The following is a 22,502-nucleotide window of genomic DNA, read 5'->3' as shown; positions in this document are numbered from 1 at the left end:
AGAGCTCGGTGAGGGAGTTACTACACTGCGTTCGTGACGTACCCCCCGGATTTGAGTAGATCGATCTCCGAGCTGCTGTCGACACTCGGCGGCAGCGACGCAGGCAGCGCAGCGGAAGCGGTGTCGGTCGTGCAGGGCACCGGGGAGGCGGCCGACGGCATGGTCCGGGTCGTGGCGATCGCAGGTGGACAGATCGAATCGGTCTGGATCGACCCCCGCATGATGCGAGAGCCCTCGGAGGCCCTCGCCGAGCACATTCGTGAGGCCACCAACTCCGCCCTGACGGACCTCCGCTCGGCACTGGCCGCCGTCGCTGCCGCCTCTGACACGACGGCGTTGCTGGAGCAGCTGCGCGAGGTGCAGCGCAGCGCGGTGCCGCAGTTGCAGGGGATCATCGACACTCTCGGCGATGTCCAGGAACGCCTCTCCTCCGGCAGGCGGCCCTGAGATGGCCCGGGTTGTCGACCCGGACGGGCTGCGCGACGCCGGCACCAACCTGCAGGACGTCTCCGACCGTTTTCTCACTGAGCTGCGCACGTTCCTGACGGACCTTCAAGGGTTCGGCGCTCCCTGGGGCGGCGACGACATCGGCAGCCTGATCGGTGCCGCCTGCGAGGAGGTGACCGCGTACGCCGCCGAGTGTTTCGAGTCCGCGATCGAGGAACTCGGCGTGGTCGGCGTCGACCTCAACCGGATGGCGCACCTGATCGACGAGGACGAGCGGGCAGTCGCGGAGCGCCTGGCCGGCCTCGGCCAGCAACTGGGGTGAGCTGACGTGGGACTGCAACTGCCGGGTGAGCTGGCCACCTTCCTCAGCATGATCGGCTACGACTGGCCGCAGGCGGACGAGACTGCCCTTGTCGAAATGGGGCAGCGCTGGCTCACCTTCAGCGGCACCCTCCAGACCCTGACCGCAGAGGCGGGGCAGGCGGCCCAACCGGTCTCGGCCGGCAACACCGGGGCCGACATCGATGCCTTTCAGCGATACTGGACCGAGCAGGACGGCCCGGCGCAGGTCCTACAGGACGGGGCGCTGGCGGCAACCCTCGCCGGCACCGGGCTCATGATCGTCGGGGCCATCGTGCTGGCGTTGAAGATCCAGGTCATCGTGCAACTGGTGATCCTCGGCGTCCAGATCGCGCAGGCGGTGGCGACCGCGGCCGCCACGTTCGGCGCCACCCTCGCGGAGATTCCGATCTTCCAGATGATCACCCGTGAGATCGTCGGCCTGCTGATCGACGAGGTGATCGGCGCGCTCCTCGATGGGTAGGGGCCGGGGAGGAAAGCTCGTCCGCGCCGCTCTCGAACACATCCGTAAGCAACGTAGACGTTCCCGCACGGGGGAAGGAACCGGCGGTATGACGCCGGAACGGCTCCGGCACACGCTGCTGGGCGAGCGTGACGGCCGGGCCTCCGGTTGGCATCACCGCCCAGGTGGCATCGATCCACCCGGTGCCAAGTTGGTGAAAGTGACACGCCGCGACACGAGAACCGGTGTCTACAACGGTCGAGTCGCGTTCCAGAACCGTCGTACCGGCGAATGGCGGGAGAAGCGAGGAGGTAGCACGTTCTTCCCGGACGATTGGACACCGGCACAGGTGGACAACGCCGTGAACCGCGGTTTCGACTCCCCCGACGTGGTCAAGGACCCGGAGACCGGGCGGTGGTCCAGCATCTTCCGCAACGTCGAATTGGAAGGGTTCTACGATCCGGACACTGACACACTCAGACACGGTTACCCCGTTCTGCGGCACCCTGGAGGTACTCCCTGAGCACCATCGACTTCTACTGGACCGAGCGAGGTCGGGCTGAGTACCGTACGACCGATCCACGGCTTCAGTGCATCGGAATGTGGCTTACCGGGGACATCCAAGTGGTGCACGAGCTCTGCCTCGACCTGCTGGCCGACCTGGAGGACATCGCGGCAGGGCGGAAGGAAAACGAAAGCTGGGAGGGCAACGCGTGGGCTGCGGAACTCAGCGCCGGGGGCGTTGACCTGCAGAATCTCTGGCGGGATGTGCTCAAAGCCCACTATCCCCTCCCGGAAGCCCGCCGGGTGGTGGCTCAGTACTGGCGGCTGCTCGCGGAGGACCCGGACCGTACGCGTGCCGTGATCGAGTGGGAGCGCGAGAACGGTCGTCAGCACCCGTTCCAAGGACTCTGATCGCGTGATCCACTCCACGTCGGCGATGTGGTGGCATGCCGATGCTCTGACACCCCGATATCGGCGATGTGGAGTGGATCAACCGCCGTCGAGGGCAGATCGGGGATCTACGACTTCAGGATGATCCCGGTCCGCCCGTCGCCGGACGCAGAACTGGCAGCCGCCGGATAGCGTCGACGCATGACTGTTGAGCACCCCGCGCTCGCACTGCGTGGCCTGGCCAAGCGGTTCGACGGCACGATCGCGGTGGCCGGCGTCGACCTGGACGTCCCCGCTGGCTCCTTCTACGGGCTGCTCGGCCCGAACGGCGCCGGCAAGACCACCACCCTGTCGATGGCGGTCGGCCTGTTGCGGCCGGACGCCGGCTCGGCCCGGGTGCTCGGGCAGGACGTCTGGCAGGACCCGGTCGCCGCGAAGCAGCTGTTGGGCGTGATGCCCGACGGGGTACGCCTGTTCGACCGGCTGACCGGAGCGGAGCTGCTCGCGTACAACGGGTTGTTGCGGGGGATGGATCCGGCGGTGGTCGACCAGCGGGCCGCGGAGCTGCTGGACGTACTGGCGCTCGGCGACGCCGGTCGGACGCTGGTGGTGGACTACTCAGCGGGCATGAAGAAGAAGATCGGCCTGGCCTGCGCGCTGCTGCACGGCCCGCGGGTGCTGGTGCTGGACGAGCCGTTCGAGGCGGTCGACCCGGTCTCCGCCGCGCTGATCCGCGACATCCTCAGCAGGTACGCGGCCGGCGGCGGCACCGTGGTCTTCTCCAGTCACGTGATGGAGGTCGTCGAGCGGCTCTGCTCGCACGTGGCGATCCTGGCCGGCGGCACGATCAAGCGGGTAGGGACGATCGGCGAGGTCCGTGGTGACCGCTCGCTGGAGCAGGTGTTCGTCGAGGTGGTCGGCGGGCGCACTGCGACGGGCGAGGAGCTGTCGTGGCTGTCGCGGTGAGCACGGACGCCGGGCCCACCGCGCCCGTACGCACGGTCTCCGCTCGGCACTTCGTGCGGCTGAAGCTGCGGGTGATGGGCAACAACTTCCGGGGTCAGGGCTGGCGGATCGCACTGTTCATCGGTGGCGCGCTGCTCGGGCTCTGGTTCGCCGTCAGTGGCTTCTTCCTCTTCGCCCTGCCCGGCCTGACCGGCGACGGCCAGTACGCGGTGCTGGTGGGGGCGGCGGGCGGGGGCCTGCTGGTGGTCGGCTGGCTGATCCTGCCACTGGTCTTCTTCGGTGTGGACGAGACACTGGACCCGGCTCGGTTCGCGCTGCTGCCGTTGTCCCGCCGCACGTTGGTGACCGGCCTGTTCGCGGCGGCTCTGATCAGCGTTCCGGTGTTGGCGGTGCTGATCGCGACGTTCGGACTGGTGCTCACCTCCTGGTCGCTGGGCGGCTGGTCGGCGGGGTTGGTGGCCGTGGTCGGTGTGGTCGCGGGGTTGCTGCTCTGCGTGGCGGCCAGCCGGGCGGTGACCAGCGCCTTCGCCACCATGCTGCGGTCCCGGCGAGTCCGGGACCTGGCGGCCGTGCTGCTGGCGGTGGTCGCCGCACTTCTCGGCCCGTTGCAGATCTTCGGTCTCGCCGCACTGCGGGAGACGGACTGGACCCGACTGACCGGCGCGGCGACCGTGATCGGCTGGACGCCGCTCGGCGCACCGTGGACGGCCGGCATCGACGTGGCCCAGGGACGGGTGTGGGCGGCACCGGTGAAACTGCTGATCACGGTGGTGGCGCTCGGCGCCCTGCTGGCCTGGTGGTCCCGGTCGCTCGAGTCGGCCATGGTGGGCGCGGCGAGCGCCGGTAAGGCCCCCGCGCGGAGCGGGGTGGCCGGTGGCGCCGTCGCCCAACTGTTCCCCCGGGTCACCGGCTGGGCCCGCCGGGACCGGTTCGGCGCGCTGGTCGCCCGGGAGGCCCGGTACTGGTGGCGGGACGCGCGCCGCCGGGCCAACCTGATCACGATCGCTGTGGTCGGCATCTTCGTACCCGTGTTCGTCAACGTCACGGGCGGGGACTTCGCGGCCATGGAGAGCGGAGGGCTGACGGCGGCTGCCAACGACAGCTCACCGGTAGTGGTCACCATCTCCATGGTTCTCGTGGGTGTGCTCGCCGCCGCCACCCTGGCCAACCAGTTCGGCTTCGACGGCAGCGCGTACGCCGCGAACGTGGTGGCCGGGGTGCCCGGTCGGGTGGAGCTCCGGGCGCGGATGACTGCCTTCTCGCTGTACGTGCTGCCGATGCTGGCGTTCGTGTCGGTGGTGCTGTCGGTGCTGCTCAGTCGACCGGGTTGGATCGGGCTCACCCTCGGCAGCCTGGTCGCCACCTACGGTGCCGGGCTGGCGGTGAACAGTTTCGTCTCGGTGCTCGGGGCGTACTCGCTGCCGGAGACGAGCAACCCGTTCGCGATGAACAGCGGTGCGGGCCTCACGAAGGGGCTTCTCACCCTGGTGACCATGCTCGTGTCGGCGGTCGCGGCGGTGCCGATGGTGGTGGCCGCCGCGCTACTCGGAGGCGCCTGGCTCTGGCTGGCCCTGCCGGTCGGCGCGGCGTACGGGTTGGGCGCGGCGCTGCTGGGCGCTTACCTGGCCGGCGACGTGTTGGACCGCCGGCTGCCCGAGTTGCTGGCCACGGTCACGCCGCGCCGCTGAGCAAGGGCGCGTCCCGTCCGGTCGAACGCCGGTCGGGCGCGCCCGACCCTCGTTATGGTGCGAGCAGGCGCGACGAGGGGACGGTCGGCATGGGCTCACACACGCGCTACCGCAGCGTCGTCGTCGATGGGCTCTCCGTCTTCTATCGGGAGGCGGGCGCGCCGGACGCGCCGGTGCTGCTGCTCCTGCACGGGTTCCCGTCGTCGTCGCGGATGTTCGAGCCGCTGCTCGACCGGCTCGCCGACCAGTTCCGGTTGATCGCACCGGACTACCCGGGTTTCGGGCACAGCGACACCCCGGCTCCGGAGAGCTTCCCGTACACGTTCGACCGGATCGCCGACACGATGGCTGGTTTCGCCGCCGCCGTCGGCGCCGAGGACTACCTGCTCTACGTGCAGGACTACGGCGGGCCGGTGGGGTTCCGGATGGCCCGCGCCGATCCGGGGCGGCTGCGCGGACTCGTCGTGCAGAACGCGGTGGCCCACGACACGGGCCTGGGGCCGCTCTGGGCGACCCGGCGGGCGTACTGGCAGGACCGCGCCGGGCACGAGACGGCTGTCCGGGAGAACATCCTCTCGCTGGCGGCGATCCGCACCCGCCACGTCGGCGACGACCCGGACCCCGAGCGGTACGACCCCGACCTGTGGGTCGACGAGCACGCCTTCCTCAGCCGCCCGGGCGTGATCGAGCGCCAACTGGACCTGATGTACGACTACCGGACCAACGTCGCCTCGTACCCGGTCTGGCAGGACTGGCTCCGTCGGACGCAGCCGCCACTGCTGGTCGTCTGGGGCCGACACGACACCTCGTTCGAGAGCACCGAACCGGCGGCGTACCGCTCCGACGTCCCGGGGGCGGAGGTGCACCTGCTGGACGGCGGGCACTTCGTCCTCGACACGCGGGCAGACGAGGTGGCCGACCTGGTCCGGAGCTTCGCCGGCCGGGTCCACGAGGCGGGCCGGCGGGGTCACAATGTTTCACGTGAATCATGAGCCGGGCGCCGAGATCCACCACACCGATCCGTTCGCGGTACCGACCGGGCAACGGTCACCGGTACGCCGGCTGCGCGGCCGGCTCGCCGCACCGGTGACCCTCTGGACGGCTCCCGGTCCGGCCGGGCTGACGGTGTCGTCCACGCTGGTCGCCGAGGGGGAGCCGGATCGACTGGTCGGGCTGATCGACCCGGAGTCCGACTTCTGGGCGGCGGCGGAGGAGGCGGGTCGATTCGCGGTCACGCCGCTCGGTCCACCGCACCGGCAGCTCGCCGACCGGTTCGCCGGCCTGTTTCCCGCGCCGGGCGGGCTCTTCGCCGCCGACACCTGGATCGAGACACCGTACGGGCCGGTCCCTGCGGATGCCGGCGGGTGGGCCGGGTGCCGGCTGGACACCGCCCGGGAGTACGGCTGGGGCCTGCTGGTGGAGGCCACCATCGAGGCTGTCGACCTGACCGGGGAGGCCTCTCCGCTGCTGCACTACCGCGGTCGGTACCACGAGCTACCGGGCTGAACGGGGGGCCGTCCGGACCGACCGGTCACCGGAGTGACCTGGGTCACTCGGCGCAGCCAGGCAACCGCTCGGCGCAGTCGGCGACCGGCGTCGATCTCGGCCTTCCCCGTCGTGGAGCGCGCTCTTTACCGTGCGCGAAACTCCTCTGACGCCTGTGAAGGTGGTGATCCACAGATGTCCACGGACACACCCGCTCCGGCCGCTTCCCAGTCGGACAAGTACCTGACCGTACAACGGTCGGACGAGTTCGCCGGGCTGCGGCGTGCGCTGCGCGGCTTCGTCTTCCCGATGACCGTCGCGTTCTTCCTGTGGTATGCGCTCTACGTCATTCTCTCCGCGTACGCCCGGGACTTCATGGGCACGAAGCTGTTCGGCAGCAACATCAACGTCGCGCTGGTCTTCGGCCTGCTCCAGTTCGTCTCCACGTTCCTGATCGCCTGGCTCTACTCCCGGTACGCGGACCGGAAGATCGACCCCATCGCCGACCGGATCCGCGCCGAGATCGGGGAGGTGACCCGTGAAGACGGTCCACGCGGTTGAGACGTTCCTGGCGGCCGAGGCGGGCAACCACACCGCCCGCAACCTGACCATCACGCTCTTCCTGGTCTTCGTGGCGGTGACCCTGGCCATCACCATCTGGGCCAGCCGGCAGACCAAGACGGCTACCGACTTCTACGCGGGCGGCCGGTCCTTCTCCGGCTTCCAGAACGGCATGGCGATCGGCGGCGACTACATGTCGGCCGCCTCGTTCCTCGGTATCGCCGGCATCATCGCCCTGTACGGCTACGACGGCTTCCTCTACTCGATCGGCTTCCTGGTCGCCTGGCTGGTGGCCCTGCTGCTGGTCGCCGAGCTGCTGCGCAACTCGGGCCGGTACACGATGGCGGACGTGCTGGCCTTCCGGATGCGTCAGCGTCCGGTGCGTACGGCGGCGGCGGTCTCCACCATCACGGTGTCGATCTTCTATCTGCTGGCGCAGATGGTGGGCGCCGGCGCGCTGGTCGCGCTGCTGCTCGGCATCCGGCCGGGGACGACCTTCCTCGGCATGGACGCGGACACCGCGAAGGTGGCCACCATCATCATGGTCGGCACCCTGATGATCATCTACGTCACCGTGGGCGGCATGAAGGGCACCACCTACGTGCAGATCGTCAAGGCGTTCCTGCTCATGGGCGGCGCGCTCCTGATGACCATCCTGGTGCTGGCGAAGTTCAACTTCAACCTGTCGGAGCTGCTCGGCCAGGCGGCCGCGGCATCCGGCAAGGGCAGCGCGTTCCTCGAACCCGGGCTGCGGTACGGCGTCGAGGTCGCTGGCAACTCGACACAGACCTTCTACAACAAGGTGGACCTGCTGTCCCTGGGCATCGCCCTGGTGCTCGGCACCGCCGGTCTGCCGCACATTCTGATCCGGTTCTACACGGTGCCGACCGCCAAGGCGGCCCGCAAGAGCGTGCTCTGGGCGATCGGCATCATCGGCACCTTCTACCTGCTCACCCTGGCCCTCGGCTTCGGTGCGGCGGCGCTGGTCGGCAGCCAGGCGATCACCGCACAGGACAAGGCCGGCAACACCGCCGCGCCGCAGTTGGCCGAAGCGCTCGGCATCAGCTTCTTCGGCGGCGAACTGGGCGGGGCAGCCCTGCTGGCGATCATCGCGGCGGTCGCCTTCGCCACCATCCTCGCAGTGGTCGCCGGGTTGACGTTGGCGTCGTCGTCGAGCCTGGCGCACGACTTCTACGCCAACGTGATGAAGAGGGGTGAGGCGTCGGAGCGGCAGGAGGTGCGCGTCGCCCGGATCTCCGCCCTGGTGATCGGCGCGGTGTCGATCGCCTTGTCGATCTACGCGCAGAACCTCAATGTGGCGTTCCTGGTGGCACTCGCCTTCGCGGTCGCCGCCTCGGGCAACCTGCCGGCGATCCTCTACAGCCTGTTCTGGCGGCGGTTCAACACCTCCGGCGCGGTGTGGGCGATCTACGGCGGCCTGCTCTCGGCCGTACTGCTGGTGTTCTTCTCGCCAGTGGTCTCCGGGGCGCCGACCTCGATGTTCCCGGACCACGACTGGCAGTGGTTCCCGCTGTCCAACCCGGGCATCCTCTCCATCCCGTTCGGTTTCCTGTGCGGGTGGATCGGCACCGTCATCTCCAAGGAGCACGACGAGGACAAGTACGCCGAGCTGGAGGTGCGCGCCCTCACCGGCTCGGGCGCCCACTGACGCTCTGCACGGGCTCCCGCTGACGCCTGGCGTCAGCGGGAGCCCGTCGCCGTATCCGTGGTCGGTAGGCTGAGCGGTATGAAGGTTGTTGAGCGCTTCGGGTCCGGTCACCGCATCCTCGTCACCGGTGGAGCCGGCTTCGTCCCGTCGCACCTGGTGGACGTCCTGATCGCCCGGGGCTGCACGGTCGTGGCGCTGGACAACTTCGTGACCGGCTCGAAGGACAACGTGGCCCACCTGCTGGACCGGCCCACCTTCACGCTCGTCGAGGCGGACCTCTCCGACGGCCTGCCCACGCACCACCCGGCAATGGCCGAGCGTTTCGACGCGATCCTGCACATGGCCTCGCCGGCCAGCCCCACCGACTTCGCCCAACTGCCGGTGGAGATCCTCCGGGTCGGCTCGGTGGGCACCCTGCACCTGCTGGAGCGCGCGGTCGCCGACGGCGCCCGGTTCCTGATGGCCTCCACCTCCGAGGCGTACGGGGACCCGAAGGAGCACCCGCAGCGGGAGACCTACTGGGGCAACGTGAACCCGATCGGGGTCCGCAGCGTCTACGACGAGGCAAAGCGCTTCTCCGAGGCCGCGACGATGGCGTACCACCGCTACCGCGGGCTCGACGCGGCGATCGTCCGGATCTTCAACACGTACGGTCCCCGGATGCGCCCGGACGACGGCCGCGCCATCCCCACCTTCGTCTCCCAGGCGCTGCGCGGTGAGCCGATCACCGTGCACGGCACCGGCAACCAGACCCGCTCGATCTGCTTCGTCGAGGACCTGGTTCGCGGCATCCTGCTGCTGCTCGACTCGACCGAGACGGGCCCGGTCAACTGCGGCACGGAGCACGAGTTGTCCATGCGGCAACTCGCCGAGTTGATCGTGTCGCTCTCCGGAAGCAGCTCCGAGGTGATCTACGTCACGCGCAGCTCGGACGATCCGGAGATGCGCCGCCCCGATCTCACGCTCGCCCGCGAACTGCTGGGATACGAGCCGACCGTGGCGCCCGAAGACGGCCTGCGACGCACGATCGAGTACTTCCGGGCGCGGCTAGGGTAGCCGGTTCGTTGCGCACCGCCTGCCGCTGAGTGTCGCCTGAAGGCGGTGGTGGCTCCCGCTACGTACCCTGAGTTACATGTCCGCGACTTCGTCTGCCGGCGTCCCGTATCCGTCCCTGCACCGCAGCGCCGGGCGCGCGTCGGTGCCCGGCCCTGATCGGGGCGCCTCCGGGCGTGCCCGTCCCACCGAGGCACGCTTCTACCCGTCGTACGACGAGGAGGGGCCCAGGCCGGGCGGCCCGACGGGGCCGAGAGGCCCCGGCGGCCCAGGTGGCGCAGGTGGGTCGGGACGACGTGGCCCACGCCCGCGCTGGGGCCGGATCGCCCTCGTGGCAGGGGTCGCGGTGCTGGTGCTGGCGTTGCTCGGCGGCGTGGGCGCCTGGCTCTACGCCCGCAACCTCAACAGCGACCTGGCCCGCACCGACCCGTTCGCGGAGATCACCGGCGGCCGCCCGGTCAAGGCCGTCGACGGCGCGCTGAACATCCTGCTGGTCGGCAGCGACTCGCGGGACCCGGACGCCCCGGTCGACACGAAGAGCCAGTGGCGCGCCGACACGATCATCGTGATGCACATTCCGGCCGACCACCAGGAGGCCTACCTGGTCTCCATCCCGCGCGACCTCTACGTGCCGATCCCGGAGAGCGCGGGCGCGGCCTGCGACTCCGGTGAACGCGCGAAGATCAACGCGGCGTTCGCGTTCGGCGGTCTCCCGCTGGCGGTACGCACCGTGGAGTGCTTCAGCGACGTTCGGATCGACCACGTGATGGCGATCGACTTCGGCGGGTTCAAGGAGGTCACCGACGCCCTCGGCGGGGTGGACCTGAAGGTGGAGCGGACCGTCACCTCGATCCACAAGCCCTACCGGACGTTCACCAAGGGCACGAACCACATGGACGGCGCGGAGGCGCTGGACTGGATCCGGCAGCGTAAGCAGTTCCCGGACGGGGACTTCGCCCGGATGCGGCACCAGCAGGAGTTCCTGCGGGCGCTGATGGACAAGGCGGCGAGCAGCGGCACGCTGGCGAACCCGAAGAAGCTCAACGATTTCCTCCAGTCGGTGACCAAGGCCGTAACCGTGGACCAGGGTTTCTCGGTTACAGACATGGCGCTGCAGTTCCGCAACCTGCGCGGCGAGAATCTCACCTTCGTGACCAGCCCGAACTCGGGCAGCGACACGATCAACGGCGAGTCGGTGGTGGTTTCGGACCGGGAGAAGGCGCTCGCCATGTACCGGGCCATGTCGGCCGACACCATGGCGGACTGGGTCAAGGCCAACCCGCCGAAGAGCAAGGACGGCGGCTGACCGGGGCGGAGGGCCCCACGGCCGACGGCCTGCCCGCCGTTCGGCTCATCGAGTGGCGACGATCAACCGAGTCTGCGGAAGTTGACGTCCGGATTGACCCGAGCTGAACTCGCAAAGTCGAATTGATGTCCGTACAGTGGTGCCGCCCCCTCCTGATCACGAGCTGGAGCACGCATGCCGGTTCAGGCCAGTCGTCGCCCTTCGTCCCCCGGGTCCGCCGCGCCCAGCGGTCGTGCTGCCGCGGCCATACCCGTGCAGGCACGCGCCTCGGGCGGCGGGCCGGGTGCTCGGCCGCCCGGCGGTGGCGGTGGCGGTCCCACGGGTGGCGGCGGGCCGGCGAAGAAGCGGACCAAGCGACGCAAGGACCCTCTGTGGGCCCGACTGACAGTGGTGTTCGGGGCGGTGCTGATGCTCGGCAGCGGCGCGGGCATCGTCGGCGGCAAGGTGCTGATCGGCCAGGCAACCGGGGACATCGCGCAACGTAACCTGCTGGGCGACGCCGGCAAGTCCGACGCCGAGGGCGGTGCGAGCCTCGACGGGCCGATCGACATGCTGCTGCTCGGCGTGGACGCCCGGGAGCGCTGGGCGGCCGACGACGTGCGCTCGGACAGCATCATCATCCTGCACATTCCCGCCACCCATGACCAGGCGTACCTGATCTCGATCCCTCGGGACACCGAGGCGCAGATCCCCCCGTTCAAGAAGAGCGGCTACGCCGGCGGCACCGGAAAGATCAATGGCGCGTTCCAGGCCGGTGCCGCCAACGGTGGTGGCTGGGAGGGTGGCGCGCAGCTGATGGCACAGACCATCAAGCGGCTCACCGGGATCAGCTTCGACGGCGCGGCGATCATCAACTTCGGCGGCTTCAAGAACGTCATCGACACCCTGGGCACGGTGCGCATCTGCGTCAGCCAGGAGGTCAAGTCGCTGCACATGTCGTACGTCGACGGCAAGCCGATGTGGAACGCGGACGCCAAGAAGACCGGCAAGCCGCGGACCCCGGTGGTGCACAAGAAGGGCTGCCAGGAGATGGAGGGGTGGGCCGCGCTCGACTACTCCCGGCAGCGCAAGACCCTCAAGAACGGCGACTACGACCGGCAGGCCAACCAGCAGCAGCTGATCAAGGCGATGGCCAAGAAGGCCACCGACGGCGGGATGTTGACCAACCCGGGCAAGATGAACCAGCTGATCAAGGCGGCCGGTAAGGCGTTCGTGCTGGACACCGGCGGTGTGGCGATCGAGAACTTCATCTTCACCATGCGCGGGGTCACCGCCAACGAGCTGACCATGCTCAAGACCAACGGCGGCACCTTCCACGCCAACGGCAACAACACCGAGGGCTTGAGCGAAGAGACGATGGCCATGTTCCAGGCCGTCAAGCAGGACAAACTCGCCGAGTTCGTCTTCACGCACCCCGAGGTGATCTCCACCCGCAAGTGACGACCGGAGTCGCGGAAAGTCAGCGACGGAGTCATCACCGCCCGTAGCCTCGACGTGAGTAGTTTTCACGTGCGGCTGCGGGGAGGCGGTCACGTCCAGGTGGGGGCGGAACACGGCGGGCCGGGCCGCAACGGCCCCGTCCGCCCGAGCGCGCCGCGCCCGCGGGTCGCGGATCATGCTCGGCATCGGCCTGGCCCTCGTCCTGCTGGCCGGGCTCGCCCTGGTCGGGCTCAAGACGCTCAGCAACCGGTACGACCGGACGGTGACCAAGGAGCAGTTGCTCGACGCCGACGCCCGCACCGACCGCACCGACCTGGACGGGCCCCTCAACTACCTCCTGGTCGGCTCCGACCGCCGCCCCGGTGACAGCGGGCCGGACCAACGCTCGGACACCATCCTCATCGTGCACGTACCCGCCGGGCAGCGGGAGGCCTACCTGGTCTCCATCCCCCGGGACCTGCTGGTCGCCATCCCGCCCGGAAACGGCTTCGGCGGCGGCCAAGACAAGATCAATGCCGCGTACGAGCACGGTGGTGGTGGGCAGGCCGGTGCCCAACTCCTCTCCGCGACCCTGCACCGGCTCACCGGCATCCGGTTCGACGGTGCCGCGCTGATCGACTTCTCCGGCTTCCGCAAGGTCATCGACCTGCTCGGCGGGGTGGACATGTGCGTGGACACCGAGGTCCGCTCGATCCACACCAACCGGGTCTTCCCCACCGGCTGTCAGCGCATGGACGGGGCGCAGGCGCTGGACTACGTACGGCAGCGCTACGACCTGCCCGGTGGCGACTACGACCGGCAGCACCACCAGCAACAGTTGCTCCGGGCGATGCTGGACAGCGCTGGCAGAGCGGACCTGCGCAGCAACCCGGTCAAGTTCGACCAGGTGCTGCGGGCGGTCGGCGGGTCGTTGACCGTCGACACCAACGGCGTACCCCTGGAGGACCTGCTCCTCGCGCTGCGCGCGCTGCCGCCCGACGGGATGCGCGGCGTCCAGGTTCCGTCGTCACCACAGACCATCGACGAGGTTTCCTACGTGGTACTGGACAACGGGGGCAACGGGCTCTTCGAGGCGGTTCGGGGCACTCGGGTGCCGGCCTGGGCGCAGGCCAACCCGCGCTGGGTGACCCGGTTGTGACGGTGGCGACGGCCCTGTCGGTGCTGAACCAGCCGACGAGGATCTAGTGTTGCTTCCTGTGTTCGGACCCCAGGTTCCCACCGTGCCCGTGACCGAGATCGACGACGAGACCTACCTGCTGGATGTGCGGGAGGCCGACGAGTGGGCCGCCGGCCACGCTCCGGCAGCCCACCACCTGCCGATGATGGAACTGCCGGCGCGGTTGGCCGAGGTGCCCACCGACCGGGACGTGGCGGTCATCTGCCGCTCCGGCGGGCGCTCGGCCCAGGTCGTCGCCTACCTGGTCAACAACGGCTGGGGGCAGGTGCGTAACGCCGACGGTGGGATGCGCCAGTGGGCCGCCGTCGGCCGGCCGGTGGTCGACGCGAACGGGCAGCCCGGCCAGGTCATCTGAGGGCGGGCGGGATGGGCGGCCCACTGGTCTTCGCGCACCGCGGCGCCTCGTTCGACCTGCCCGAGCACACTCTCGCCGCGTACCTGCGCGCCCTCGACGAGGGCGCCGACGGGCTGGAGTGCGACGTCCGGCTGACCCGGGACGGGCACCTGGTCTGCGTACACGACCGTCGACTCGACCGCACCAGCAACGGTCGCGGTCTGGTCAGTGCGCGTACGCTCGCCGAGCTGGACGCGCTGGACTTCGGCTCGTGGCATCCGGGCAGCGCACCGAGCGGCGACCTGCCGCCGGACGATTCGCACACCCGGTTGCTGACCCTGGCCCGGCTGCTGGACGCCGTGCTCGACGCCGGGCGACCGGTCCGGCTGCTGGTGGAGACGAAGCACCCTTCCCGCTACGGCTCGGCCGTGGAACGACGACTGGTCTCCATGCTGCGCCGGTACGGGCTGGCCGACCCGGCGCCGGACGACCCCGTGCAGGTCACCGTCATGTCGTTCTCGCCGCTGGCGGTCCGCCGGGTCCGCGAGCTGGCCCCGACGCTGCCCACAGTGCTGTTGCTGGAGGTGGTGCCACGCTGGCTGCGGCTGGGGCGGCTCCCGTTCGGCACCCGGATCGCCGGGCCGGGCATCGGTCTGGTCCGGGGTCGCCCGCAGCTGCTGCCCGCACTGCGCGCGGCCGGCAACCAGGTGTACGTCTGGACGGTCAACGAGCCGACCGACCTGGAGCTGGTGCTGTCCGCCGGGGTGGACGGGATCATCACCGATCGGCCGGCGCACACCCTCGCCCGGCTGGGCCGCTGAGCCTGCGGGGGTGCCCAAATCCAGGCCGACCGGGCAGACTCGGCACATGCCGGAGCGTATCGATTTTCCCGCTCTCCTCGGCGGCCACACCGTCGTGATCGAGATGATCAATTCTGGGGACGCGGGCCTGCCGGTCCTCACCCAGCTTCTCCGGGTGGCCCAGCCCGCGCTCGGTGCGACAGGTATGGCGTTCGTCGAGTTCGGCCCGACCGGCGGTCGGGTGATCTCTGCGACCGGTGCTGCGGAATGGGCCCTCGGCCGGCCGCTGGCAGTCGACGATCCGGACACCGTCTGCCTGCTCGCCGGACCACGGGCACGCCAGGTGCGGGTGGGTCACCTCAACGGCAAACTGGCCGCCGAGTTGAGCGGCAGCGACCTGCGCTGGATGGTGGTCTCCCGGGCGGAGATCGGCGGCCACACGGTGGGCAGCCTGCACGCGCTCTACCCGGGCGACGACGAACCGGGCACCGAGCAGCAGGCGGTGGTCGCCTACCTCGCGTCCTGCGTGGCGCACATGTACGGCGACCAGAGCGGCCTGCCGGTGCACGGTGACGGCCCGGTCGTGGCGGCGCTCGCCGACGGGCTGGCCGTCGTCGACCGGGACGGGCACGTCCGACTCTGGAACCCGGCCGCCGCCCAGGTCACCGGCCGGTCGGCCGAGCAGGCGCTGAGCCGGCCCCTGCCGTTCCCATTGCCGCCCTCCGGTCAGGTGCGGGATCACCGGATGCCGGACGGCCGCTGGCTGCGGATCACCTCCGGCGAGCTGCCCGGCCCGGGCACGCTCCGGGTGGTCACCTTCCGCGACATCACCGACCAGCAGCAACGCGACCACGACCGGGATCTGTTCGTCGCCGTGACCAGCCACGAGCTGCGGACGCCGGTCACCGTGATCAAGGGGTACGCGGACACACTCACCGACCACTGGGAGTCACTGACCGAGGTGGACCGCCGGCAGGCCGCCCGGGTGATCGGGCAGCGCGCCAACGAGTTGGCCCGATTGGTCGATCGTCTCCTCTCCTCGGCCGCCGAGGCGGGGCCCGGGGACGAACCCGCGACGCCGTTCGACCTCGGCGAGGCGTTGCGCTCCGCCGTCGTCGACCTGCCGGCGGAGTTGCGCCGGAGGCTGGTGCTCCTCCTCCCGAACGACCTGCCCAAGGCGCTCGGTCACCGGCCCAGCCTGGCCACGGTGTTGACCGAGTTGACGACCAACGCTGGCAAGTACTCGGCACCGGACTCCCCGATCGAGGTCACCGCGTCGGTCGACGGTCAACTGGTGGCGTTCCGGGTCAGCGACAAGGGCATCGGCATCCGACCTGAGCACGTGGAGCGCGCGTTCGACAGGTTCTGGCAGGGCGAGTCCGGCGACCGACGCGGCTATCCGGGGGCAGGGCTCGGCCTCTATCTCGTCCGCCGGATCGTTGAACAACAGAATGGATGGGTATCCCTACGTCCGAGGGCCGGCGGCGGTACGGTCGCAGAGGTGCGGCTACCCCGCTGTTGACCGAGGTGGCGTGACGTGGAGGCGACGGTGGCAGCGGCAGTGACGGATCGGGCGTGGTGCGTGGTCGTTCCCCACCATCCGGCCGGGGCACGGCTGGCCCGGCACAGGCTCTCTGACGAGCTGGCGGACGTCGTACCCCCGACGCTCCTCGCGGATCTCATCGCGGTGCTCGCGGAGCTGGTGGGCAACGCGGTGCGGCACGCCCGGCCGCTTCCCGGCGGAGTCATCCGGGTCGCCTGGCGCCTACGGCCCTCGGCCGAGGGCGCTCTGATCCAGTTGCGGGTCACCGACGGCGGCGCGAGCACCGGGCCACGGATCCGGACGGCCAGCCCCGATGCGGCGGACGGTCGCGGGCTGCACATCGTGGCTGGTCTGGCGACCCGCTGGGGGGTCGAGCGGGACGGAATGGGCCAGCGCGTCTGGGCGGAGTTCGATCCGGTGCCGGCGCCCCGACCTGACCTGGTGTCCGCGGGCTGAACGCGGGTGGTGGCGACTTCGGGGATCGACGGGCTGAGGTTGGGTGGGTCCGGCCCACGGCGAGCCGGTCGGGCCTCTAGGCTGTGACGCCGTGAGCAAGCGTCGAAAGAGCCAGCGCACCGCCGCCGACACCGCCCCCCGCAAGGACAAGGTGCGGGACATCTTCGTGCCGCGTCCGTTCGACGGGTTGGTCGACGAGCCCGAGTGGATCGCCCTACGCGAACTGGTGCCGGCCGCCTCCGCGCCGCTGCGACTGGCACCCGCCCTGGTCGAGGAGTTCGGCGACCGGTCGGCGACGCTCGCCACGGTGCTGCCGATGGCCGCGCCGGCGATCACCAAGCCGGACGGCCGGGTGCTCATCGGTCTTCAGCGCCACCAGCAGTCCGGTGACGTCTCCCGGGACCTGGCCGACGCGCTGCTCTGCGCGCTGCGGACCGAGCCGGGCGGCGAGGTGTCCGTGCCGCCGCTGCCCGGCCCCGGCCCACGCCTGCAGGACATCCTCGTGGACGGCCCACTGGACATCAGCATGCATGACGGTTTCGAGTTCTGGCTCGACCCCGGGGCCGCCGACGACCCGACCGTCCAGGCGTCCCTGGAGCGGGCGAACGCGGCCATCTACCCGACGGTACGAATGACCGCGGCGAAGGCCGCGTACTGGTGCCAGGTCCCGGACAAGGCGCACGTGCGCTGGGTGTTGCCGGACGACGAGGACGCCGCCCTGGACGCGTTGGCCCGTCTCGGCGCGGCCGGCTCGCTGACCCTCGGCGAGCAGACCAAGTTCGCCGGCATGTTCCGCGCGCACGGCCGTCTGGTCCCGGTGTGGGACCTGCCGGAGGAGACTCCCGCGGCGGAATGGGAGGACCCGGTGGCGCAGTTCGCCAAGCGCTACGCGGAAGCGCTGGCCACCGACGGCCCGCTCGACGCCTCCGGCCGGCGCGCCCGCCAGGGTCTGCTCGGCCGCCAGCTCACCCTCCGCTGACCTGCGGGGGAGGGCCGCCTATCCCGACGAGGGCGCCCTTCCCCGCAACGGCTCACGGGTGATCGGGCAGGACATGCAGCGCGGGCCGCCCCGGCCGGAGCCCAACTCGGAGCCAGCGATCGGGATCACCTCGATGCCGGCCCGCTCCAACTGGGCGTTGGTCTCGGTGTTGCGCTCGTAGCCCACGCAGAGCCGGGGTGCCAGGGCGAGGGTGTTGTTGCCGTCGTCCCACTGCTCGCGTTCCGCCGTGACCGGATCCAGCCCGGTGTCGATGACCCGGAGCACGTCGAGGTCCATCGCGTCGGCGGCGGCACGCAGGAACGGCGCCGGCCCGTCCACCCGCGGGTCCGCACCGTCCGCGCCGGCGATCACGGTGTACGCGGACAGCGTGCTCGCGATGTTGGGATACATCAGTACGGCGTCCACGTCGACCATCGTGCAGACGGTGTCGAGGTGCATGGTGGCGCGTTTCTGCGCGATCGGCACCACCAGGATGGTGTGGGCCAGACCGGCGGCGAAGACCTGCCGGCCGAGGCGTTCGGCGCCGGCCGGTGTGGTTCGCTCGCCCACGCCCACCGCCAGCACCCCGGGTGCGAGCAGCAGCACGTCCCCGCCCTCCAGGTGTTCGAGGTTCGGGCGGTAGACGAACTCGGTGCCGGCGAAGCGTGGGTGGTGACGGTAGATGGCGTCGGTCAGGGTGGTCTCGCGGCGACGGGCGGGCATGGCCAGACTGGTGACGCCGACCCGATCGCGGATCCAGAGCGACGAGTCACGGGTGAACAACAGGTTGGGCAACGGGTCGATGACGAAGTCATGTCTGTTCATCAGGGTGTAGACCAGCCCGCCCGGCCGCTCCGAGCTGATCCGCAACTCCTCGTGGGCCAGCCCGGCGGTGAGCACGTCGGCCAGGGCCGCCGGGTCCAGGTAGGAGAGGTGGTCTGCCACGCGGGCCCGCAGGGTGTCGCCGAGTCGCCGGGAACGCAGCACCTGTTCGGTGAGCTCGGCGCGGGCGTCCGCCACGGCGAGTGTCTCGGCCAGCAGGGTGGCCAGGTAGAGAACCTCGACCCCGCGCTCGCGCAGGGCAGCGGCGAACGCGTCGTGCTCCTCCTGGGCGCGTCCGACCCAGGGGATCGCGTCGAACAGGAGCGAGTCGTTGTTGCGCGGGGTGAGCCGGGCCAGTTCGGGGCCGGGCCGGTGCAGCAGTACGGTGCCGAGCCGGCCGACTTCACTGTCGACGTAGTGGGTCACTCCCGCAGCGTAGGGCAGGGTTTGGCGGCATCCGACAAAAGAACTGTGGATGAATATGGCATTCATCCACAGTCATTCCGGCGCTCCGGCTTGCCGAACACCGGGAGTGACAACGTAGGGTAGTGAGGACATAACTTCGAGGGACCTTTTGCCGGAGGTCGACGATGACTGTCTTTCCCGCACGACGAGCCGTACCCTCCGCTCGGGCACTGCCGCCCGTCGCGGTGCCACACCCCCGCGTCGAGTCGCCGGGGGTTCTCGAACCAGTCCGTCCGACACCCCTCGAGTGGGCTCGTCGTCGTCGGGCTGAGCGGGGCGCACGCCGCCTGGAGGCGGCCGGGGCGCGGGCACTGGGCCAGCTCGACCACCTCGGTCCCGCCTGGCACGTCATCGAGTGGCCACGCACAGACGTGACGGACGTCCTCGACCGCGGTCAGGACGACCGCGCCGGGTTCCTCGCCATCGGGCCGAGCGGCCTCTTCGCCGTGACCATCGCCGACCACGGCCGGGCGAGGGTGCTCGTCGCCGGCGACGTCGTGCAGATCAACGGCAAGAGGCCACCGTACGTGGCCGAGTCCCGCCGCGACGCCAAGCGGGCCAGCAAGGCCCTCTCCGACGCGGTGGGGCTGCCCGTCCCGGTGACGCCGGTGCTGACCTTCGTCGGCTCCGGAGTGATCAGTGTCTACGGCCTTCCGAAGGACTGTCTGATGGCCACCCACCGGGAGCTGGACCGGCTCCTCGTGGCTGGTGGCAGCCGGATCAGCCCTGCCACGGCCGAGAAGCTGTCCCGGGTCGCACAGCACCCGAGCACCTGGTTGAACGGCACGTACCGTCCAACAGCCGACTACCGGTGGTACGACGAGGGCCGAACGGCCGCTGACAAGCCGGCCCACCGCCGGTAACGTCACCGGCGACGCCACGCGGCTCCGGTCCCCCCGTCCACCTCACCGGTTTCCGCGCCGTCACCAGTCGCGTCGGTTCAGGCTGCGCGGCCCGGTGACCCGGTGCGCTCGGTGATTCCGTCGGCGACCCGCTAGCGTGGACAGTCGATCGGTGCACATAGGAGGCGCGGTGGCCCACGTCGAACTTTCGCTCTCGGAAGCGTTCGTGCCGGCGGCCCGAGCGTCGACAGAGCCGGAGTCCGGCAACGTCGGCCAATGGTCCTCGACGGTGTCCCGGGCCGATGAGCCGTGCCTGTTGATCGACGCCGACACGCGGGTGGTGGCGATCTCCACGGCCGGCTGTGAGCTGCTCTGTCTGGGCGAGCCGGGCGGTCTGATCGGGCGACCGCTGCTCGACGGGGGTCTGCGCCTGCTCGACTTCACCGCCAACCGGGGCGTGCTGACCGAGGCCGAGATCGACAAGATTCCGCCCCTGCTGGCGCTCTCGTCCGGCCGACTCGCTCGTGGGTTACTCCGCGTGCAGGCCGCCTCGGCAAGCAACTCCGACGCGACAGTCGACGCGATCTCGACTCCGGTGCTCACCGACGGCGCCGTCGCAGGCTCACTCACCTTCTTCTCCGAGGTCTGACCTGCGGCGGAGTGTGTCGTTCGCCGCACGCGCCGTTCCCCAGGAGAGTCCCCGCGCAGGCCGTAAGGTGCCCTCATGCTCGACATCGCTCTACTGCCCGGGGAATACGCTGTGTGTCGGCTGGCCGCCGGCAGCACCCTGCCGGATGCGATGTCGAACGACCTTCGTGACACCGACGTCGTCACGGTGAGCTGGACCTCCGACGGGATCTCCGTGATCTGCCCGACCGACCGGGCTCCGGCGCAGACCGTGGTGGAGACCGTCTGGCGCTGTCTACGGGTCGCCGCGCCAATGGACCTGAGCGGCACCGGCAGCCTGGCCCTGCTCGTCGACCCACTGGCCGAGGCGCGGGTCAGCGTGGTCACGTTCTCCACCTTCGACACCGACTACCTGTTGGTGCCGGCCGTCCGACTGACCGAGGGCATCGCCGCGCTCCAGCGCGCCGGGCACCGCGTCACCGGCTGAGCTTCACCCGGAAGGCCGCTCACCCTACGATGGGCTCGGCCACCCCGGCCGTGACGAATTCTCCGATGTCCCCGAGGATCGGCCCGTGCCGTTCACCCCGCCCCGCCCCGCGTCTCCCCCGTCGCGCGCGACGATCCACGTCCCACGCGGCCGGACGGCCGGCCATTCAGCCGTACGGACCCTTGCGGTCACGCTCGCGGTGTTCGCTGTCGCGGCGCTGTCCGGCTGTGGCGCCCCTCCCGGGGTGCGGACGCCCACCGCCATGCCCACCGGCAGCGGGGCTCCGCCGACGCCCGGCCCGAGCATCGCCCCCACCACCCCGCCGGTGACCGCACCGCCATCCGTCGCGATCACACCCTCCGCCGACGCTGGGGCGGTCGCGACGGCCTGCCGGAACGGGCCGACCGGGCAGCGCGTGGTGCAGTTGCTCCGTGGCCGGGCGGGCGTGCTCCCGGCCAACGTCCGGGTCCAGGTCCGCACCGGACCACTCTGCGCCGCCGACTGGCAGTTCACCGTGCTGGAGGTGACCGGGCACGAGGAACTCCAGGTGGTCACCCGGGGCCAGCCGAGCGCACCGACGCTGGTCACCGCCGGCACTGACGTCTGCACCATCGAGGTACGCGCCGCCGGGCCGCCCGGAATCCGCGCCCTGGCCTGTGAGGCCGGTCCGGCCACCCGGCCGGGTGCGTAGGCTGATCGGCATGCCGGGAACACCGCCGACACGTTTCGTCTACCTCGGGCCGGAGGGCACCTTCGCCGAGCAGGCCCTGCGCTCCGTGCCCGCCGCCGAGCGTGGCACCCGCACGCCCGCCCGCAGCGTCGGGGAGGCACTGGACAGCGTCCGGGCCGGGGATGCCGACGCCGCGCTGGTGCCGTTGGAGAACTCGATCGGCGGCGCGGTGGGCGTCACCCTGGACGAGATGGCCGAGGGCGAGCCGCTGGTGATCACCCGGGAGGTGATCCTGCCGGTGGAGTTCGTGCTCGGCGCCCGACCCGGCACCTCGTTGACCTCGATCCGCACCGTGGCGGCCCACCCGCAGGCTTCCACCCAGTGCCGGGGCTGGCTGCGTGACCATCTGCCCGACGGCGTGGTGGTCGACGTGCTCTCCAACGGCGCGGCTGCCGCCGGCGCCGGGTCCGGCGAGTACGACGCGGCGATCTGCGCGCCGATCGGGGCGACCCGGCACCGGCTCGCGATCCTCGCCGACAAGATCGCGGACCACCCCGACGCGGTGACCCGTTTCGCGCTGGTGTCCCGGCCGGGGCCGCCTCCGCCGCCCACCGGCGACGACCTCACCTCGCTCGCTGTCTACATCGCCCACGACCGGGTCGGCGCCCTGCTGTCGGTGCTCATGGAGTTGGCAGTGCGCGGGGTCAACCTGACCCGGATCGAGTCCCGCCCGACCGGTGAGGCCCTGGGCCGGTACGTCTTCTTCCTGGACTGCACCGGGCACGTGGCCGACGTACGCCTGGGCGAGGCGTTGCAGGGGCTGCGTCGGGTCTGCGCCGACGTCCGCTTCATGGGGTCGTACCCCCGGCACCGCTGGGCCGAGGCGGCGGGCGAACGGCCGGTGCCTGCGCCGGCGGGCCTCTCCGACGTCGACTACGCGGACGCGGCGGCCTGGCTGGCTCGATTGCGCACCGGCGAGTTGACCTGAT

The 22,502-nt window shown here is 70.6% G+C and carries 25 protein-coding genes and 1 pseudogene; 25 read left to right on the top strand and 1 reads right to left on the bottom strand.

The window, feature by feature from the left end; genetic code table 11:
- Positions 1-33 precede the first annotated feature (33 nt).
- From FHU34_RS01960 to FHU34_RS01865, 20 genes and pseudogenes are all read left to right on the top strand, one after another.
- Positions 34-447, top strand: coding sequence for a YbaB/EbfC family nucleoid-associated protein (locus FHU34_RS01960; protein ID WP_145778417.1), 414 nt, complete (start codon positions 34-36; stop codon positions 445-447).
- Position 448: 1 nt separating this feature from the next.
- Positions 449-769 carry a hypothetical protein gene (locus tag FHU34_RS01955; RefSeq protein ID WP_145778416.1) on the top strand — a complete coding sequence of 107 codons (321 nt, stop codon included), beginning with the start codon at positions 449-451 and terminating at the stop codon, positions 767-769.
- A 6-nt stretch (positions 770-775) separates the two neighbouring features.
- Complete coding sequence (locus FHU34_RS01950; protein WP_145778415.1) at positions 776-1,270, top strand: WXG100-like domain-containing protein; 495 nt, start codon at positions 776-778, stop codon at positions 1,268-1,270.
- Positions 1,263-1,772, top strand: a complete 510-nt coding sequence (locus FHU34_RS34190) for an EndoU domain-containing protein (RefSeq protein WP_145778414.1) — start codon at positions 1,263-1,265, stop codon at positions 1,770-1,772. The genes FHU34_RS01950 and FHU34_RS34190 overlap by 8 nt, the downstream gene beginning before the upstream one ends.
- 101 nt (positions 1,773-1,873) lie before the next feature.
- Positions 1,874-2,164 carry a hypothetical protein gene (locus tag FHU34_RS01940; RefSeq protein ID WP_145778413.1) on the top strand — a complete coding sequence of 97 codons (291 nt, stop codon included), beginning with the start codon at positions 1,874-1,876 and terminating at the stop codon, positions 2,162-2,164.
- 180 nt (positions 2,165-2,344) lie between these two features.
- The gene (locus tag FHU34_RS01935) at positions 2,345-3,109 is read left to right on the top strand and encodes an ABC transporter ATP-binding protein (protein WP_145778412.1); all 765 of its coding nucleotides are present in this window, start codon (positions 2,345-2,347) and stop codon (positions 3,107-3,109) included.
- Positions 3,094-4,797, top strand: coding sequence for an ABC transporter permease (locus FHU34_RS01930; protein ID WP_145778411.1), 1,704 nt, complete (start codon positions 3,094-3,096; stop codon positions 4,795-4,797). The genes FHU34_RS01935 and FHU34_RS01930 overlap by 16 nt, the downstream gene beginning before the upstream one ends.
- A gap of 89 nt (positions 4,798-4,886) precedes the next feature.
- Complete coding sequence (locus FHU34_RS01925; RefSeq protein ID WP_145778410.1) at positions 4,887-5,789, top strand: alpha/beta fold hydrolase; 903 nt, start codon at positions 4,887-4,889, stop codon at positions 5,787-5,789.
- Positions 5,752-6,303: pseudogene (locus FHU34_RS01920) on the top strand (flavin reductase family protein); the annotation flags it as partial. The gene FHU34_RS01925 and the pseudogene FHU34_RS01920, both read left to right, overlap by 38 nt.
- Before the next feature lie 174 nt (positions 6,304-6,477).
- Complete coding sequence (locus tag FHU34_RS01915) at positions 6,478-6,843, top strand: DUF485 domain-containing protein (RefSeq protein WP_145778408.1); 366 nt, start codon at positions 6,478-6,480, stop codon at positions 6,841-6,843.
- Entirely contained in the window at positions 6,821-8,512 is a 1,692-nt protein-coding gene (locus FHU34_RS01910) for a solute symporter family protein (protein ID WP_145778407.1), read from the top strand. Before FHU34_RS01915 ends, FHU34_RS01910 begins: the two co-directional genes overlap by 23 nt.
- A gap of 78 nt (positions 8,513-8,590) precedes the next feature.
- Positions 8,591-9,568 carry an NAD-dependent epimerase/dehydratase family protein gene (locus tag FHU34_RS01905; protein WP_145778406.1) on the top strand — a complete coding sequence of 326 codons (978 nt, stop codon included), beginning with the start codon at positions 8,591-8,593 and terminating at the stop codon, positions 9,566-9,568.
- A 76-nt stretch (positions 9,569-9,644) separates the two neighbouring features.
- Positions 9,645-10,871: an LCP family protein gene (locus FHU34_RS01900; RefSeq protein WP_145778405.1), complete on the top strand. Its 1,227-nt coding sequence runs from the start codon at positions 9,645-9,647 to the stop codon at positions 10,869-10,871.
- A 174-nt stretch (positions 10,872-11,045) separates the two neighbouring features.
- Complete coding sequence (locus tag FHU34_RS01895) at positions 11,046-12,311, top strand: LCP family protein (protein ID WP_145778404.1); 1,266 nt, start codon at positions 11,046-11,048, stop codon at positions 12,309-12,311.
- A 175-nt stretch (positions 12,312-12,486) separates the two neighbouring features.
- Complete coding sequence (locus FHU34_RS01890; protein WP_145778403.1) at positions 12,487-13,449, top strand: LCP family protein; 963 nt, start codon at positions 12,487-12,489, stop codon at positions 13,447-13,449.
- A 58-nt stretch (positions 13,450-13,507) separates the two neighbouring features.
- Positions 13,508-13,843 carry a rhodanese-like domain-containing protein gene (locus tag FHU34_RS01885; RefSeq protein ID WP_145778402.1) on the top strand — a complete coding sequence of 112 codons (336 nt, stop codon included), beginning with the start codon at positions 13,508-13,510 and terminating at the stop codon, positions 13,841-13,843.
- Between the two features lie 11 nt (positions 13,844-13,854).
- Positions 13,855-14,643 carry a glycerophosphodiester phosphodiesterase gene (locus FHU34_RS01880; protein ID WP_145778401.1) on the top strand — a complete coding sequence of 263 codons (789 nt, stop codon included), beginning with the start codon at positions 13,855-13,857 and terminating at the stop codon, positions 14,641-14,643.
- 46 nt (positions 14,644-14,689) lie between these two features.
- The gene (locus FHU34_RS01875) at positions 14,690-16,144 is read left to right on the top strand and encodes a PAS domain-containing sensor histidine kinase (RefSeq protein ID WP_145778400.1); all 1,455 of its coding nucleotides are present in this window, start codon (positions 14,690-14,692) and stop codon (positions 16,142-16,144) included.
- A 60-nt stretch (positions 16,145-16,204) separates the two neighbouring features.
- The gene (locus FHU34_RS01870; RefSeq protein WP_145785395.1) at positions 16,205-16,621 is read left to right on the top strand and encodes an ATP-binding protein; all 417 of its coding nucleotides are present in this window, start codon (positions 16,205-16,207) and stop codon (positions 16,619-16,621) included.
- A gap of 91 nt (positions 16,622-16,712) precedes the next feature.
- The gene (locus tag FHU34_RS01865; protein ID WP_145778399.1) at positions 16,713-17,600 is read left to right on the top strand and encodes a DUF5926 family protein; all 888 of its coding nucleotides are present in this window, start codon (positions 16,713-16,715) and stop codon (positions 17,598-17,600) included.
- 18 nt (positions 17,601-17,618) lie between these two features.
- On the opposite strand, the gene FHU34_RS01860 is transcribed toward FHU34_RS01865, so the two are convergent.
- Positions 17,619-18,848 (bottom strand): arginine deiminase, encoded by a 1,230-nt coding sequence (locus FHU34_RS01860; RefSeq protein WP_145778398.1) that lies wholly within the window; start codon positions 18,846-18,848, stop codon positions 17,619-17,621.
- Positions 18,849-19,012: 164 nt separating this feature from the next.
- Between FHU34_RS01860 and FHU34_RS01855 the strand changes: the two genes are divergently transcribed.
- The 5 genes from FHU34_RS01855 (at position 19,013) to pheA (ending at position 22,501) form a co-directional block, all read left to right on the top strand.
- On the top strand, positions 19,013-19,750 hold the full coding sequence (locus FHU34_RS01855) for a hypothetical protein (protein ID WP_088987108.1): 738 nt from the start codon (positions 19,013-19,015) through the stop codon (positions 19,748-19,750).
- A gap of 169 nt (positions 19,751-19,919) precedes the next feature.
- A complete protein-coding gene (locus FHU34_RS01850) occupies positions 19,920-20,378 on the top strand; it encodes a hypothetical protein (protein ID WP_145778397.1) in 459 nt (152 codons plus the stop codon).
- 75 nt (positions 20,379-20,453) lie between these two features.
- A complete protein-coding gene (locus FHU34_RS01845; RefSeq protein WP_145778396.1) occupies positions 20,454-20,843 on the top strand; it encodes an ACT domain-containing protein in 390 nt (129 codons plus the stop codon).
- A 133-nt stretch (positions 20,844-20,976) separates the two neighbouring features.
- Positions 20,977-21,534 (top strand): hypothetical protein, encoded by a 558-nt coding sequence (locus FHU34_RS01840; RefSeq protein ID WP_145785394.1) that lies wholly within the window; start codon positions 20,977-20,979, stop codon positions 21,532-21,534.
- Positions 21,535-21,544: 10 nt separating this feature from the next.
- Entirely contained in the window at positions 21,545-22,501 is a 957-nt protein-coding gene (gene pheA / locus FHU34_RS01835; RefSeq protein ID WP_145778395.1) for a prephenate dehydratase, read from the top strand.
- The last annotated feature ends 1 nt before the right edge of the window (position 22,502 follow it).

It is taken from the genome of Micromonospora taraxaci (genome assembly GCF_007830095.1).
Lineage (GTDB): Bacteria > Actinomycetota > Actinomycetes > Mycobacteriales > Micromonosporaceae > Micromonospora > Micromonospora taraxaci.
Note: the sequence above shows the minus strand (reverse complement) of the source record. Positions and strands in the feature narration are given on the sequence as shown.